General features: G+C 33.3%; 13 protein-coding genes. 10 read left to right on the top strand and 3 right to left on the bottom strand.

From position 1 onward, the window contains the following. Positions 1–163: 163 nt before the first annotated feature. The gene (locus BXU11_RS00215) at positions 164–1,525 is read right to left on the bottom strand and encodes a sigma-54 dependent transcriptional regulator (protein WP_078210584.1); all 1,362 of its coding nucleotides are present in this window, start codon (positions 1,523–1,525) and stop codon (positions 164–166) included. Positions 1,526–1,755: 230 nt separating this feature from the next. Here BXU11_RS00215 and BXU11_RS00210 point away from each other — a divergent pair, with 230 nt between their 5' ends. The 10 genes from BXU11_RS00210 (at position 1,756) to BXU11_RS00170 (ending at position 12,435) form a co-directional block, all read left to right on the top strand. After that, complete coding sequence (locus BXU11_RS00210) at positions 1,756–2,997, top strand: efflux RND transporter periplasmic adaptor subunit (protein ID WP_078211986.1); 1,242 nt, start codon at positions 1,756–1,758, stop codon at positions 2,995–2,997. Between the two features lie 38 nt (positions 2,998–3,035). Further along, on the top strand, positions 3,036–3,737 hold the full coding sequence (locus BXU11_RS00205; protein WP_078210583.1) for an ABC transporter ATP-binding protein: 702 nt from the start codon (positions 3,036–3,038) through the stop codon (positions 3,735–3,737). A gap of 34 nt (positions 3,738–3,771) precedes the next feature. Continuing rightward, entirely contained in the window at positions 3,772–5,628 is a 1,857-nt protein-coding gene (locus tag BXU11_RS00200) for an ABC transporter permease (RefSeq protein ID WP_369803188.1), read from the top strand. Positions 5,629–5,642: 14 nt separating this feature from the next. Then, complete coding sequence (locus BXU11_RS18565; protein WP_369803187.1) at positions 5,643–6,194, top strand: ABC transporter permease; 552 nt, start codon at positions 5,643–5,645, stop codon at positions 6,192–6,194. A gap of 2 nt (positions 6,195–6,196) precedes the next feature. Next, the gene (locus BXU11_RS00195) at positions 6,197–8,620 is read left to right on the top strand and encodes an ABC transporter permease (protein WP_078210582.1); all 2,424 of its coding nucleotides are present in this window, start codon (positions 6,197–6,199) and stop codon (positions 8,618–8,620) included. Next, positions 8,613–9,914, top strand: a complete 1,302-nt coding sequence (locus BXU11_RS00190) for a TolC family protein (protein ID WP_078210581.1) — start codon at positions 8,613–8,615, stop codon at positions 9,912–9,914. The genes BXU11_RS00195 and BXU11_RS00190 overlap by 8 nt, the downstream gene beginning before the upstream one ends. A gap of 127 nt (positions 9,915–10,041) precedes the next feature. After that, on the top strand, positions 10,042–11,172 hold the full coding sequence (locus BXU11_RS00185; protein ID WP_024979984.1) for an Mrp/NBP35 family ATP-binding protein: 1,131 nt from the start codon (positions 10,042–10,044) through the stop codon (positions 11,170–11,172). Positions 11,173–11,228: 56 nt separating this feature from the next. Then, positions 11,229–11,468 carry a NifU family protein gene (locus BXU11_RS00180; protein ID WP_024979985.1) on the top strand — a complete coding sequence of 80 codons (240 nt, stop codon included), beginning with the start codon at positions 11,229–11,231 and terminating at the stop codon, positions 11,466–11,468. A 157-nt stretch (positions 11,469–11,625) separates the two neighbouring features. Beyond that, positions 11,626–12,096 (top strand): hypothetical protein, encoded by a 471-nt coding sequence (locus BXU11_RS00175; RefSeq protein ID WP_139363418.1) that lies wholly within the window; start codon positions 11,626–11,628, stop codon positions 12,094–12,096. A gap of 21 nt (positions 12,097–12,117) precedes the next feature. Continuing rightward, positions 12,118–12,435 carry a 2Fe-2S iron-sulfur cluster-binding protein gene (locus BXU11_RS00170; protein WP_035717200.1) on the top strand — a complete coding sequence of 106 codons (318 nt, stop codon included), beginning with the start codon at positions 12,118–12,120 and terminating at the stop codon, positions 12,433–12,435. Positions 12,436–12,464: 29 nt separating this feature from the next. On the opposite strand, the gene BXU11_RS00165 is transcribed toward BXU11_RS00170, so the two are convergent. Next, entirely contained in the window at positions 12,465–13,226 is a 762-nt protein-coding gene (locus tag BXU11_RS00165) for an SGNH/GDSL hydrolase family protein (RefSeq protein WP_078210579.1), read from the bottom strand. Positions 13,227–13,234: 8 nt separating this feature from the next. After that, on the bottom strand, positions 13,235–14,017 hold the full coding sequence (locus BXU11_RS00160) for a DUF3050 domain-containing protein (RefSeq protein ID WP_078210578.1): 783 nt from the start codon (positions 14,015–14,017) through the stop codon (positions 13,235–13,237). Position 14,018: the final 1 nt, after the last annotated feature.

The raw sequence follows: 14,018 nt of genomic DNA, 5'->3' as shown, positions 1-14,018 counted from the left end.
GAAAAAAAAACAGTTCTATCAGGAGTAAAAAGCTAAGAAGAGAGGACAAAAAACAAGAATAGATTAAGTTTTTTGAAAAAAGAAAAAAACTCAGAACTACTCCACAAAAAAGCAGGAGTACTCGTAAGAATAAAAAGTGATGTGTTTTTTGCGTTTTGAACATTTACGATTGATTAATATTATATTTTTCCATTCTTCGATATAAAGCGGCTCTTGATAAACCTAATTCTTCTGCTGATTTACTTATATTACATTCGTTTTTGGATAATACTTTTTCGATGGTTATTTTTTCAATTTCCGATAAGTGTAAATCCTCCTGATTTTCTTCATAACGAGTAATGATCTCCAGGTCTAAATCGGAGATTTTGATGGTTTCGTTTTCACAAAGAATAATGGCGCGCTCAATTCGGTTTTCCATTTCTCGGATGTTTCCATTCCAAGCATGTTCTTTGATTTGATGAAGTGATTTTTCGTCAAAAGTGATTTTTCCTTTCTCGTATTTAAGAATCATTTTATTTAGTAAAAATTCAGCTAACGGAATTTTATCTTCTAAACGTTCGCGTAAAGGAGGTAGCTTGATTTCCATAGTATTAATACGATAGTATAAATCTTCCCGAAACTGTTTGCTAAGCACTTCTTGTTTTAAATCTAAATTAGTAGCTGTAATTATTCGAACATCAAGTGCTCTTGGTTTTGATTCTCCTAGTCGGGTGACGGTTTTGGTCTGAATGATTTGTAGTAATTTTGCTTGTAAATGACTGGGAACATTCCCAATTTCATCAAGAAAGAGGGTTCCGTTTTGTGCTTTTTCAAACCGACCAGCGGTATCGATTTTAGCATCGGTAAAAGCGCCTTTGGCATAGCCAAAAAGTTCACTTTCAAATAAATTATCATTGAGCGAACCTAGATCAACATGAACAAAGGCATTGTTCCTTCTGTCGGATTGTTGGTGGATGTACTGTGCTAAAACGAATTTTCCAGTGCCGTTTTCGCCAAGGATTAAAACATTAGCATCCGTTTTTGCTACTTTTTCGGCCAAGGAATAGGCTTTTTTAATAAGCGTTGAATGGCCAATAAAAAAGCGATCATTAGTCACGTCACTTACTAATTTCTTTTTGTTTTTTCGGGCTTCAATGCGTGAGGTTTCAACGGCTTGTTTTACAGTTTGTACTAATTTTTCATTTTCCCATGGCTTCAAAACATAATCAAAAGCACCCGATTTTAAGCCCTCCACAGCGGTCTCGACTTTGCCAAACGCGGTCATTAGAATTACAATAGTATGAGGTGAAATTTTTTTTATTTCCTTTAAGAAATAGATTCCTTCACGACCATCTTCAAAACCAATCCGATAATTCATGTCTAGAAGCACCACTTCTATTTCATTTTCGGCAAGTAGTTTTAGAATGTTTTTTGGATTATTGGCCGTGTAAATGGTTTCGAAATGTTTTTTCAAAAGCATTTTTGCAGCGAAAAGTATATCTTCTTGGTCATCGATAACCAAAATTCGGGCAGTTGTTTTTTTCATTTTAAGCTACTATTAGCATTTTTGACAGTTAAAAACGCTACTGTTTCAAAGTTTTTAGTTCCAATTTTATAAAAATTGATATGGTGCAGGTGTTCATTTCCGACCGAACACTGTTCGTTATTGAACACTACTTGTTTTTAAGTTTTTTCAAAAACCACTACAATCAACGCTTTGACTATTTTTAAAAAAACGGCATGAAATTGTTAATGTACTGGACAAAGAAAATTATAATGGACACAATCATCACTCGTAAAAATAACAAAAAAAAGTATCTAACCCTTGCAGTAATTGGAATTGTAATTTTGAGTTTTGTCGCTTTTTCAATGATCAATAAAAAAAGAAGTCTGAATGTAAAAAAACAAGAGATAACGATTAAGACTGTGACACAAGATTTTTTTGAAGATTTTTTGGTTTTTCAGGCTCGGGTGGAGCCTATGAATTCTATGTTGGTAAATATAGTAGAAGGAGGTTCGGTTCAAGAAATATTCGTGAGTAATGGAGACCATGTTACAAAGGGACAAGCTTTAGCCCGATTGTATAATCCCAATACAGAACTGAATTATATGCAGCAAGAAACGGCAATTATTGAACAAATCAATAATTTGAATAAAGCCAAATTAGATTTGAGAAATCAAGAATTAAATTTTGCCAAAGATTTGGTCGCTATAAGTCATGATTTTCAAGATGCAAAAAACTTGTACGATTTGAATAAAAAGTTATTCGAACAAGATATTTTGTCTCAAAATGAATGGGATAAAACACAAGAGAATTACCGTTTTCAAAAAGAGCGGATAAATATTATAAAGCAAAGTATGACCAAAGAGAAACAAGCCAATCAAATACAGATTGTACACCTTAATCAGTCCATAGGAATTATGGAAAAAAGTCTAGCTGTTTTGCGATCCAACAAGAAAAACTTTTTAATAATTGCACCAGTCTCTGGACGATTGTCTTCGTTTGAACCTGTTTTAGGACAAACCTATCAGCAAGGGCAAACGTTAGCCAAAATTGATGTTATGAAAGGATACAAACTCATGGCGCAAGTGGATGAGTTCTATCTCCCGAAAATAAATCAAGGGCAAAAAGGGAAAGTCGATTGTAACGGGAAAGAGGTTGAAGTTGTCATTAATAAAGTGATACCAGAAATAAAAGGCGGACAATTTTTGGTGGAGTTAAATTTTGCACAAGCGGAGAAAATGGATTTACGACAAGGATTGAGTTTTGGCGTGCGATTAACGCTTTCTGAAAAGAAAAAATCTATGGTACTTTCAAAAGGAAGTTTTAACCAAGAAACCGCAGGAAAATGGATCTTTGTTGTCAACGGTAATAAAGCAGAGCGAAGAAAGATTACAATGGGTAGAGAAAATCCTTTGTATTTTGAAATTCTAAATGGACTCCAGCCTGGTGAGCAAGTAATTACATCGTCGTATAAAGATTATCTTGAAGCCGAAATATTAAATATAGAACAATAGTAGTCAATAAAAAATATAAATCACTAATCAAAAATACTATGATACACATTACAAATCTTTCAAAAATATTCCGAACAGAAGAATTAGAAACCAAAGCGTTGAGCGACATTTCAATGACAATCAATCAAGGCGAATTTGTCACCATAATGGGAGCATCTGGAAGTGGCAAATCAACATTGTTGAATATTGTAGGTCTATTGGATAGTGCCACAAGTGGTAGTTATGAGTTGCTTAATCAACAAATGATAGGGCTAAAAGAACAAGAAAAATCTAAAGTGAGAAAACAGAACATTGGTTTCATTTTTCAAAATTTTAATTTGATAGATGAACTAACCGTTTTTGATAATATCGAATTACCATTGATTTACAATAATGTTTCGGCAGCTGAAAGAAAGAAAAAAGTAGCCGCGATTGCTGAGCGCTTAAATATTTCACATCGTTTAAAGCACTATCCACAACAACTTTCTGGAGGACAGCAGCAAAGAGTAGCTGTTGCACGGGCGCTAATTAATGATCCAAAAATTATTTTGGCCGATGAACCAACAGGAAATTTAGACAGTAAGAATGGTAACGAAGTAATGGAGTTGCTTACTGATTTACACGCTCAGGGAGCGACAATAGTAATGGTAACCCACTCAGATTATGATGCTTCTTTTTCGCAAAGAACGATTTTAATGAAAGACGGAATGGTACTTTCTGAAAAAGTAAATCACAAAAATGTAGCTGTTTTTACTTCCTAAAATCATCAATCATCAATCAAAAAACGAATACATCATGCTAAAAAATTGGATCAACATATTTTTACATCACATCAAAAACAACAAGCTTTTCACAGCGTTGAATGTTTTAGGATTGAGCATTGGTATCGCAGGATTAATTTTTGCGATTCTCTATTGGAATGATGAACATAGTTATGATGCTTGGAATCCTGAAAGGGAAAAAGTATTTAAGGTTTTTTCAGACCTCGGAAAAGAGGTTATTTGGACTTCAAATCCTGGTACATTAGAAACCTATTTAAAAAAGGATTCACGTATTGAAAGTTTTGTTTACCATGATTGGTATCAAACAGAAACTTTTAAATATAATGGTAAAGTACATACAATAAATAAAAGTTTCAACACTCAAAATGATTTTTTCAAACTATTTCCTTTTGAAAATAAGTTAGGGAGTATTACTACCGCTTTATCAAAAGAGAATAGTGTTGCGATGAATGAAAATACGGCAACACTATTATTTGGAAAAGAAAATCCTATTGGAAAACAAATTCTTTATGGTACTAAACTGTTAACCGTAACCTGTGTTTATAATGTTCCAGGTAATTCGTCTATCAATCCAGCAATTGTAATCAATCAGATGAAAGAAAGATTACTTGAAAATAATAATTGGGGGGCTTTCAATCATTCATTAATGATTAAGCTAAAAGACTCAAAAGATAAAGAAGTGATCACAAAAAAAATAAACGATCTGTATTACAATCACAAAGCGGTAAAGGAGGCAAAGGAGGAAGGAATGACTATGGATGAGTACGAAAAAAATTACGGTGTAATAAAGACCATATTGAATCCATTAAGCACTTTAAGATTACATGCTGTTGCACCAGGAGCGCCTGAAGGAAAAGGTAATTATCAGTTTTTGTTGATAATGGTAGGATTGTCAATATTGATTTTGTTGCTTTCTATAGTAAACTATGTTAATCTGGCTACTGCCAATGCAATAAAACGTGCCAAAGAAGTAGGAGTTCGTAAAATTATTGGTGCTTCAAAAATGGATATTATAAAACAATTTATTTTTGAAACCGTAGTAATAACCTTATTTTCTATTCTCCTTTCTTTGGTAATTGTAGAACTGTCGTTGCCTTATTATAATGAATTTTTAGGTAAGAAGTTAGTTATTTTTGGAGATCAATTTTATTTACAATTACTATTAATTTTTGTTATTGTAATTGTTGTAGCAGGGGTTTTTCCTGCTGTTTATGTGTCCAATTTTGAAGCGCTAAAAGTGCTGAAAGGAAATTTTGGACGAAGTAAAAGTGGTATTTGGTTGCGCAACGGAATGTTGATTTTTCAATTTTCAATCGCATCATTCTTTATAATAGGCTCCTACATTGTTTATCAACAAGTAAATTATCTTTCGAATAAAGAGTTGGGTTTCAAAGGAGATCAAGTTGGAACGGTGTATTGGAATAAGTCAAATCTAGCCGTAAATGGAATTGTAACAAATACAATTATTTATAATAAATATAAAACACTAAAAAACGAGTTAGAAAATATTGAAGGAGTACAGAAAGTATCAACCGGGACGTTCCGATTTGGTGGAGGTAATGATTCAAGTAGTAGTTTTTCTTATAATGGGAACAGCATTCAAGCTCAGAATATGGCCATCGATTATGATATGCTTTCTGTTATGCAGATTAAAATTGTAAAGGGCAGAGCTTTATCTGAAAAGTTAGCTTCGGACACTATTAATTCGATTTTAGTAAATGAGACAGCTTTGAAAATGATGAATGAAAAAAATCCGTTAGGAAAAACTATTGATTGGAATGATAACAAGTTTAAAGTGATAGGTGTCGTAAAAGATTTTAATCTATTTAGCCCACAAGGGAAAGTGCCCCAATGGTGTTTTTTCATCTAAAAACGGTGGATTGGTTGATAGAAAATATCAGCGATTTGTATGTTAAAATTGACAGTGAGAAATCAGAAAAAACCATTTCAAACCTTGAGAATTTTTGGAAAAAGAAAGTCGATACTGAGTTTCCTTTTGAGTTTAATTTTGTAGATAAAACGTTTGCAAGAACTTTTGAGGACTATGTCAAACAAAAGAATTTATTCTCCTTGTTGAATGTAGTTGTTATTTTAATTGCGCTTTTCGGATTGTTTGCTTTGGCTTCTTTTTCAATAGAAAGACGCATGAAAGAAATTGCGATCCGAAAAACACTTGGAGCAGAAACCAATGTGCTGTTAAAAGAATTATCTAAACAATACATCATTTACTGTATCCTGGGGTTTTTACTGGCGCTATTTCCAGTGTATTATTTGCTCAATATGTGGTTAGAAAATTTTGCTTTTAGAATTGCTATTTCAATTATGCCATTTATTGTAGGGTTCTTCGTTTTGCTGGCTTTAACATTGATAGTGGTGCTTTCTAAAGCTTATGGCGCCACAAAAGTTGACGTTTTGAAATACTTAAAATACGAATAGTTATGCTAAAAAATTGGATCAACATATTTTTATATCACATCAAAAACAACAAGCTTTTCACAGCGTTGAATGTTTTAGGATTGAGCATTGGTATCGCAGGATTAATTTTTGCGATTCTCTATTGGAATGACGAACATAGTTATAACGATTGGAATCCAGAGAAAGAAAGAGTTTTTCAAGTTGTAAATGATCAGCCACGATCGGGTTTTTTAGCTTATAATGTAATTCCGCTTGGTGAAACTTTAAAGCGAAATTCATCTGAAGTGGAATCCTATTGCAATTTTCAGCCAGGTTACAACGGCGCGCTAATTGAGTACAACGACAAGAAAGAAATGGTACAGAAAATCCTAAAATCGGAAGGTAATTTCTTTACTTTTTTTCCATTTCAATTTACAAAAGGAAATGCAAAAAACGCCCTTAAAAATAAAAATAATGTAGCAATTTCTGAACAAACAGCACAACTTATTTTTGGTGATGAAAATCCAATAAATCAATCGCTAAAAATTGGAGATAAAAATTGTGTTGTTGGTGGCGTTTATAAAATTTCTGAAAAGTCGTCAGTTGCGCCAGCTGTTGTTTTGCGTGAAGAATTTGAAGAAAATGTCAAAAAAAATGCTGATAATTGGCAAAGTCATACTTGTTATTTAGTATTAAAATTAAAAAATCCCAATAGTAAAGAAGCCGTTGAGAAACAAATCTGGAACATTTATGTAGAAAAGCAAGCGAGAAAATTTGCCAAAGAGAAAGGAACTTCTTCAGAAGAGTACATCAAGAATTTTGGTTTGGATAAACCTTATTTAGAATCTTTAGTAACCGCAAGATTGCATTCAAAAGTTGTAAATGGTTATCCAGAAGGAAGCGGAAATCATCAATTCTTGTTAATTATGGTGGGCTTATCTGTACTAATTTTAATTCTTTCTGTCGTAAATTATATCAATCTTGCTACTGCAAATGCTATAAAACGTGCTAAAGAAGTTGGAGTTCGCAAAATTATTGGCGCAACAAAAACACAAATTGTTTTTCAGTTTGTAATGGAAACGGTGCTCATCACTTTGTTTGCAGTACTTTTTGCCTTGGTACTTGTAGAGCTTTTTCTTCCGTATTACAATCAGTTTTTATCGAAAGATTTGGTTATGAATAACGGTCAGTTTTACATTCAATTGTTCTTGGTCTTTGTAATTATAATCATTTTTGCCGGAGTTTTTCCTGCGATTTACATTTCAAATTTTGAAGTTCTCAATGTTTTGAAAGGAAATTTCAGCCGGAGCAAAAAAGGAATATGGCTTAGAAATTCAATGCTTATTCTGCAATTCGCTATAGCTTCTTTTTTTATAATTGGATCTTATATCGTTTTTCAACAAGTCAATTTTATGATGAATAAAGACATTGGTTTTAGCGGAAATCAAGTTTTGAATATCAATTTAAATGAACCCAAAAAACCTAAAGATTTTGCAATGATTCAGAATGAATTACTCAAAATTAAAGGTATCGAAAAGGTTTCTGCTGGTAATTTCTCTTTTGGATTTGGCGGTTATTTCTCTTCTGTTTTTACCTACAAAGGAAAAGATGTTGAGGTTGATAATATGTCAATGGAATTTGGACTGCTAGATTTGATGAAGATTAAAGTGATGCAAGGACGAGATATTTCGCCGAAATTCGCTTCAGATACAATAAGTTCAGTGCTTGTAAATCAGGCAACGGTAAAAATGATGGGTGAAAAAAATCCGATAGGAAAAGAATTTGAAGTTAGAGATGATGGTGAAAATCCAGGAATTCGAAGATTAAAAATTGTTGGAGTTGTTGAAGATTTCAATGTTTTAGGACCACAAAAAGATATTCCGCCAATGCTGTTTTATCACTTGAAAACCATTTCAGAAAGTAGTTTTTTAAGTAGAATTTACATAAAAATAAATCCAGAAAACAGTTTAGAAACGGTTTCAGAAATAGAAAAGTTTTGGACTACAAAAATCGATACACGTTATCCGTTTTCGTATGATTTTGTCGATAAAAATTTTGTCCGAACTTATAGCGATTACATCAGTCAGAGAAATCTTTTTTCTGTTTTGAATATTGTAGTAATCTTAATTGCGCTTTTCGGATTATTTGCTTTGGCATCATTTTCAATTCAAAATCGAATGAAAGAAATCGCCATCCGAAAAACACTTGGTGCAGAAACCAATGTTTTACTAAAAGAATTATCTAAACAATACATCATTTACTGTATGATTGGTTTTTTACTGGCGCTATTTCCAGTGTATTATTTGCTCAATAGGTGGCTAGAAAATTTTGCTTTTAGAATAACCATTTCAGTGTTACCTTTTATAGTAGGTTTTGTAATGCTGTTAAGCTTAACGTTGATTGTAGTGCTTTCAAGAGCCTATCACGCCACCCGATTAGATGTACTGAAATATTTGAAATATGAATAAAATAATCTTTTTATTAATAGCTTTCTTTTTTTACTGTTTTTCTCTTTTGGGGCAAGAGCAGCATTGGTCATTGCAGCAATGTATTGAAGCAGGAAAGAAAAATGCTATCGCCATTAAAATTCAGCAATTGGATATTAAAAAAGCACAAAAGGAGTATAATTCTGTTGCAAATCAATTCTTGCCTACAGTTTCTTTTACTGGAAATCAAAGTTATAATTTTGGTTCAACCATTAATCCTTCCACCAATGGAAGGGAAAGTTCAAATATCCAAAATGATAATTTTAATTTGAATGCACAAATGAGTTTGCTTGATTTTAAAGCTATTGCGAATGCTCAAAAGAGCAAAATCGCCATTGAACTGTCAAAAGAAACTTTAAAAATTTTGGAGAACGAATACCAACTTCAAATCTTGGAGAGCTATTATCAAACACTTTTTACCCAAGAATTACTTAAAATTCAAGAAGAACAATTCAAGAATGCTGAATTTAATTTGGAAAGAGTGAAAAAAGAGGTGGCTATCGGTTCCAAATCAAAAAGTGATTGGTATGATATGCAATTAAGTTTCGCTCAGGAAGAGAAAAGGATATTAGAGACAAAACAATTGTTGGGGTTTCAAAAGAAGCAACTTTTTCAGTTAATTAATATTGAAAATACAGCCATAGAAGCTGTGGTCTTGAATGTTTTGAGTGAAACAGCTTTTAGCCAAACAATGACTATTGATAATAACCCAAAGTTGAGATATGCGAAGTTAAATTACGAAAGTAGTTTAGCTGACGCTAAAATGGAAAGAGCTAATAATTTGCCTTCTTTGATTTCCTTTTATGGTTTTTCAACTTTTTATTTCAAAACCCTTAATCAACTCAATGTTCAAACCGTGGATTTTGGTAAACAAATTAAGGATAATAAAAATCAACAGCTTGGAATACAGCTTAATGTTCCTGTATTTAATGGTTTTCGTTCATCGAAAAGATTTTCTGCCTTGAAAATTGAAGCTGAAAAAACGAAATTAGTAATCGAACAAGAAACTTTAAAAGTTAAAAATCAAATTGATCTTGAAAATCAAAATAAACAAAATTATATCAAACTCTCAGAAAAGTTGCAAGAGATGAAAGGTTTTGCCGAAACTTCTTTTCGGTCCTCGCAAGCCAAGTTTTCAAGTGGTATCATTGATGCAGTAGTTTTTTCGACAGTTAAAAATCAATTGCTTGCCACAGCTTATGATTGGTTAAAAAATCAGTTGCAAGTAAAGTATGTTGATCAAAAAATTGCCCTTCTTAAAGGCGAAATGTTTTAAAGTGATTTCTCTTATTTTTCTATCAATTATTTCAATTTTTTACTAATTGAATACAAGAATTAACCATTATCTTTGTGTCTCGAAAAAAACATCTTGTTTAAGATCAATTCAGATAAACATTTAATTCATGAAACTAGATAGAAAAGAAATATTAAAAGCATTAGAGACCATTACAATAGCTGGAGAAGGAAAAAACATGGTGGAAAGCGGCGCTATTGCCAATGTAGTTACTTTTGGAGACGAAGTAATAGTCGATTTAGTATTACACACTCCTGCAATGCACATTAAAAAAAGAGCGGAAGATGATATTAAAAAAGTTATTTTAGAAAAAATAGCTGCAGAAGCTAAAGTTAAAATTAATACTAAAGTTGAAGTACCAGACAAGCCCGAAATTAAAGGTAAAGCGATTCCTGGAATAAAAAATATTATTGCTGTTGCTTCGGGAAAAGGAGGTGTTGGAAAATCAACAGTTACTGCAAATCTTGCAGTTTCTTTGGCCAAAATGGGCTTTAGTGTTGGGGTTTTAGATGCTGATATTTATGGGCCTTCTATGCCTATTATGTTTGATGTTGAAAACGAAAAACCGCTCTCGGTTGAAGTAGATGGAAAATCTAAAATGAAACCGGTAGAAAGTTATGAAATAAAAATACTTTCCATTGGTTTTTTTACTTCACCAAGTCAAGCAGTGATTTGGAGAGGTCCTATGGCTTCTAAAGCGTTAAATCAAATGATTTTTGATGCGGATTGGGGAGAATTAGACTTTATGTTAATTGACTTGCCTCCTGGAACAGGTGATATTCATTTGTCCATCATGCAGTCTTTACCAGTAACTGGTGCTGTGGTGGTGAGTACGCCTCAAGCGGTTGCTTTGGCAGATGCTAGAAAAGGAGTAGCTATGTTTATGTCAGAAGCTATTAATGTTCCAGTTTTAGGAATTATTGAGAATATGGCTTATTTCACACCAGCAGAGCTTCCTGATAATAAATATTATATCTTTGGTGAAGCAGGTGCACGTGACTTAGCAACTGATTTAGGGGTGCCTTTCTTGGGAGAAGTGCCTATCGTTCAATCTATTCGTGAATCAGGTGATTATGGGCGTCCAGCAGCTTTACAAACCGACTCAGTTGTTGGGGCTGTTTTTGAAAGTATTACACGAAATGTGGTGCAAGAAACGGTAAATAGAAATGAACATTTGCCAGCTACCGAGGCCATTAAAATAACCACAATGGCAGGCTGTTCTGAAGTAAAAAAGAAATAATAATTACAATACCACCATCAGAAATATACTATGATGGTGGTAGTAAATACAATACTATGACAACAGAAGAATTAACCGAAAATGTAATGAGAGCATTAGATGAAATAAGACCTTTTCTTAAATCAGATGGAGGGGATATTTCTCTAATTTCAATCGAAGAAGATAAACATGTAAAGGTTAGACTCGAAGGCGCTTGCACTAGCTGCAGTGTTAATCAAATGACATTGCGTGCGGGTGTAGAAACTACAATAAAGAAATTTGCCCCTCAGATAGAAACAGTGGTAAATGTCATGTAAATATTCCGTGCTGTGTTTTTTATAAAATAGTCTTATTTTTGAGTTTTTAGGTGATTTTTTAATATATTTTTAGTAAAATTATTAAGAATAGTGTAGATTGTTTTTTGTTTGTTTTAAGAAAAAACTATATTTGAGTTATATCTTTAAATGGACAGTTATGAAAAAGCATTACTTTTTTTTTATCTTGATATTGTCTCTTTTCAAGAGTCATGCACAAGAAATGATTCAAGAGGCAGTAGTTAGCAAATCGTATGTTGGGTATGATGGAGAATGGCAAAATACTTCATTTAAAACACCAGTAATTGTCCACTCGAATCGGTTAGGTTTTTTAAAAATTTCTGGTGCCGATTTTTTAATCAAACTCAGTGGTGATAAAGCTAAAATGGAAGAAAACACGGCGTATGATTCTGCAGAATTAACTTCTCAAGAATTAGTGAATACCAAAAATGAGAAAAATGGTTTGGTAAGTTCTACCTATAAAGGAAAATTAGTTTACAAAACTATTGATGGAGTCTACACACCAGACGTTTCTGTAGTATTTACCATAAATCAAGCGGACATACTTCGTTTGAAAATAAGTAATAATAAAAATAGTAAAGAATATATTTTAGATCTCGAGATCAAATAAATAATTAAGGAATTTTAAATAATGGATGTTTTAATAAAGATTAAAGATAGAGAAGGGGTTGTTCACGAATTACAAGCGCCAACAGATATGGCTATGAACATTATGGAATTGTGCAAAGCCTATGAGTTGCCAGTTGAAGGAACTTGTGGCGGTATGGCCATGTGTGCTTCTTGCCAGTGTTATGTGCTCAATGATGTCGAATTACCACCTATGGGTGATGATGAAGAAGCTATGCTATCTGAAGCTTTTTATGTAAAATCCAATAGCCGTTTAGGTTGTCAAATTCCAATAACGGAAAGCCTTGAAGGTCTTGAGTTAGAATTGGCTCCAGAAAATTAATAGTTAAGCCCTGTCGATAAGATGGGGTTTTATTTTTGAACTACTACTTTAGCCTTTGGAGCTATTCTGTCAACAAATAACGAATAGGCTTTTTCTGAGGGATGAAGCCCATCTGTAGCTACCAAATAAGTCTCTTTTAGGCCTTGTCTTGTGATGTCGGTGATGTTGATAAAAGTAATGCCATTGGCATCGCAGTAACTTTTAGCGAATGCATTATACCTATCGATTTCTGTTGAGATTTTGGTTGGAGTTCCAAATTGTTGACCAAATGGAGTGTAAGCATAGTCAGGAATCGAAATCACGATAACATTGTCTTTATTGCCTTTTGCTAATGCGATGGCTGTTTGTGTTAATTGCGGAAACTCTCTTTCATAAAGGCTAAATTCCCTATTTTGGTATTGATTGTTTACTCCAATAAGTAGGGTTACTAAGTTGTAATCGGTAGTTGGTTGCTGTTCTTTAATGGCATTGATTAAATTAGAAGTCGTCCAGCCTGTTTGTGCAATGATTTTTAAGTCTACCGTTAAGCCAGGAATCGTAGTCTCTAGTTTTTTCTTTAATTGCTCTGGGAAACGACAAGTGAGACAAACGCTTTGACCAATAGTATAACTGTCCCCTAGTGCGATATAAGATACTTTTTTGTTAACAGGTTGTAGCTGAGGTGCTGGGCTGCTTTCGGGTTGGGGAACGAGAGTTGTGTTTTCGCTAGAACATTGGTTGAAAAAAAGCACCACAACTATCAAAATGAAAAGTTGTAATGCTGTTTTTATATGTTTTGAAAAGTGTTCCATTTCTGTTTTTAAGCAGTTTCCATCGTCAAACTCAGTTGTTCTTCAATCGCATTCCAAAGTCCTATTCTTTTTTCTAAGGCTAAAATGGAAATATTTTCTACCTCTTCCCATTTTTTAGCATCATTTCCGCAAAGTTCAGTTATCATTTGCATGGCCATTGGTCCGTGCTCGTCAGCATCCAATTCGATATGTCTTTCGAAATAGTAAATCAATTGTTTTAAATCTGTTTCAGGGAAGTTCTTTTGGAAATTTTGCAGGATTTCTGTGAACATACTTGGAATCAAATCTTCTCTTCCGAATGTAAAAGAAGCGGCTATTTCGTGCGCTTTACCATGTTCAATCACTTGAAAAGTGAAGTCCAAAAATGATTTGATATTCGTGTGTAACGGACTTTTTTTAATAGCCACAAAAATATTCTGAAAGGATTGCACTTCGTCAAGGAAATTAGTAATTCCTGATGTGTCTGCGCCGCATGCTTCCATGGCTTCTAGGTACATTTCGAAGTGGCTTAAGTGTCTTCCGTCCATACTAAGGTCGGTTTCTTCAGCCAAAACAATTTCGTTGATTAAATAGCGCGTTTCTGGATTAGGAGTCGCAAACCACGGAGTTGATGTACAGGTTAATTTGGCTTGTAAAGCTTTCAAAAGGGACATAAAGTCCCATACTGCATACACATGCGTTTCTAGAAAACTATGTAAATCTTCTAGATTTTGTACTTTCTGATATAGGCTATGGTTTAAAAGTTGTTCTTTTTGAGAAGCTATCTTTGAATTGATGTAGGTAATGTCCATT

The sequence above is a fragment of the Flavobacterium sp. LM5 genome, assembly GCF_002017945.1.
GTDB classification, from domain to species: domain Bacteria; phylum Bacteroidota; class Bacteroidia; order Flavobacteriales; family Flavobacteriaceae; genus Flavobacterium; species Flavobacterium succinicans.
The sequence above is the reverse complement of the archived record's forward strand: the minus strand, read 5'-3'. Positions and strand labels throughout refer to the sequence as shown.

Bases quoted from the DNA above. Each gene is read 5' to 3' on its own strand.
- BXU11_RS00180 (WP_024979985.1), top strand. From the start codon at position 11,229: ATGACAACAGAAGAATTAACCGAAAATGTAATGAGAGCATTAGATGAA.
- BXU11_RS00215 (WP_078210584.1), bottom strand. From the start codon at position 1,525: ATGAAAAAAACAACTGCCCGAATTTTGGTTATCGATGACCAAGAAGAT.
- BXU11_RS00170 (WP_035717200.1), top strand. From the start codon at position 12,118: ATGGATGTTTTAATAAAGATTAAAGATAGAGAAGGGGTTGTTCACGAA.
- BXU11_RS00195 (WP_078210582.1), top strand. From the start codon at position 6,197: ATGCTAAAAAATTGGATCAACATATTTTTATATCACATCAAAAACAAC.
- BXU11_RS00165 (WP_078210579.1), bottom strand. From the start codon at position 13,226: ATGGAACACTTTTCAAAACATATAAAAACAGCATTACAACTTTTCATT.
- BXU11_RS00200 (WP_369803188.1), top strand. From the start codon at position 3,772: ATGCTAAAAAATTGGATCAACATATTTTTACATCACATCAAAAACAAC.
- BXU11_RS00210 (WP_078211986.1), top strand. From the start codon at position 1,756: ATGGACACAATCATCACTCGTAAAAATAACAAAAAAAAGTATCTAACC.
- BXU11_RS00205 (WP_078210583.1), top strand. From the start codon at position 3,036: ATGATACACATTACAAATCTTTCAAAAATATTCCGAACAGAAGAATTA.
- BXU11_RS00160 (WP_078210578.1), bottom strand. From the start codon at position 14,017: ATGGACATTACCTACATCAATTCAAAGATAGCTTCTCAAAAAGAACAA.
- BXU11_RS00190 (WP_078210581.1), top strand. From the start codon at position 8,613: ATGAATAAAATAATCTTTTTATTAATAGCTTTCTTTTTTTACTGTTTT.
- BXU11_RS00185 (WP_024979984.1), top strand. From the start codon at position 10,042: ATGAAACTAGATAGAAAAGAAATATTAAAAGCATTAGAGACCATTACA.
- BXU11_RS00175 (WP_139363418.1), top strand. From the start codon at position 11,626: ATGAAAAAGCATTACTTTTTTTTTATCTTGATATTGTCTCTTTTCAAG.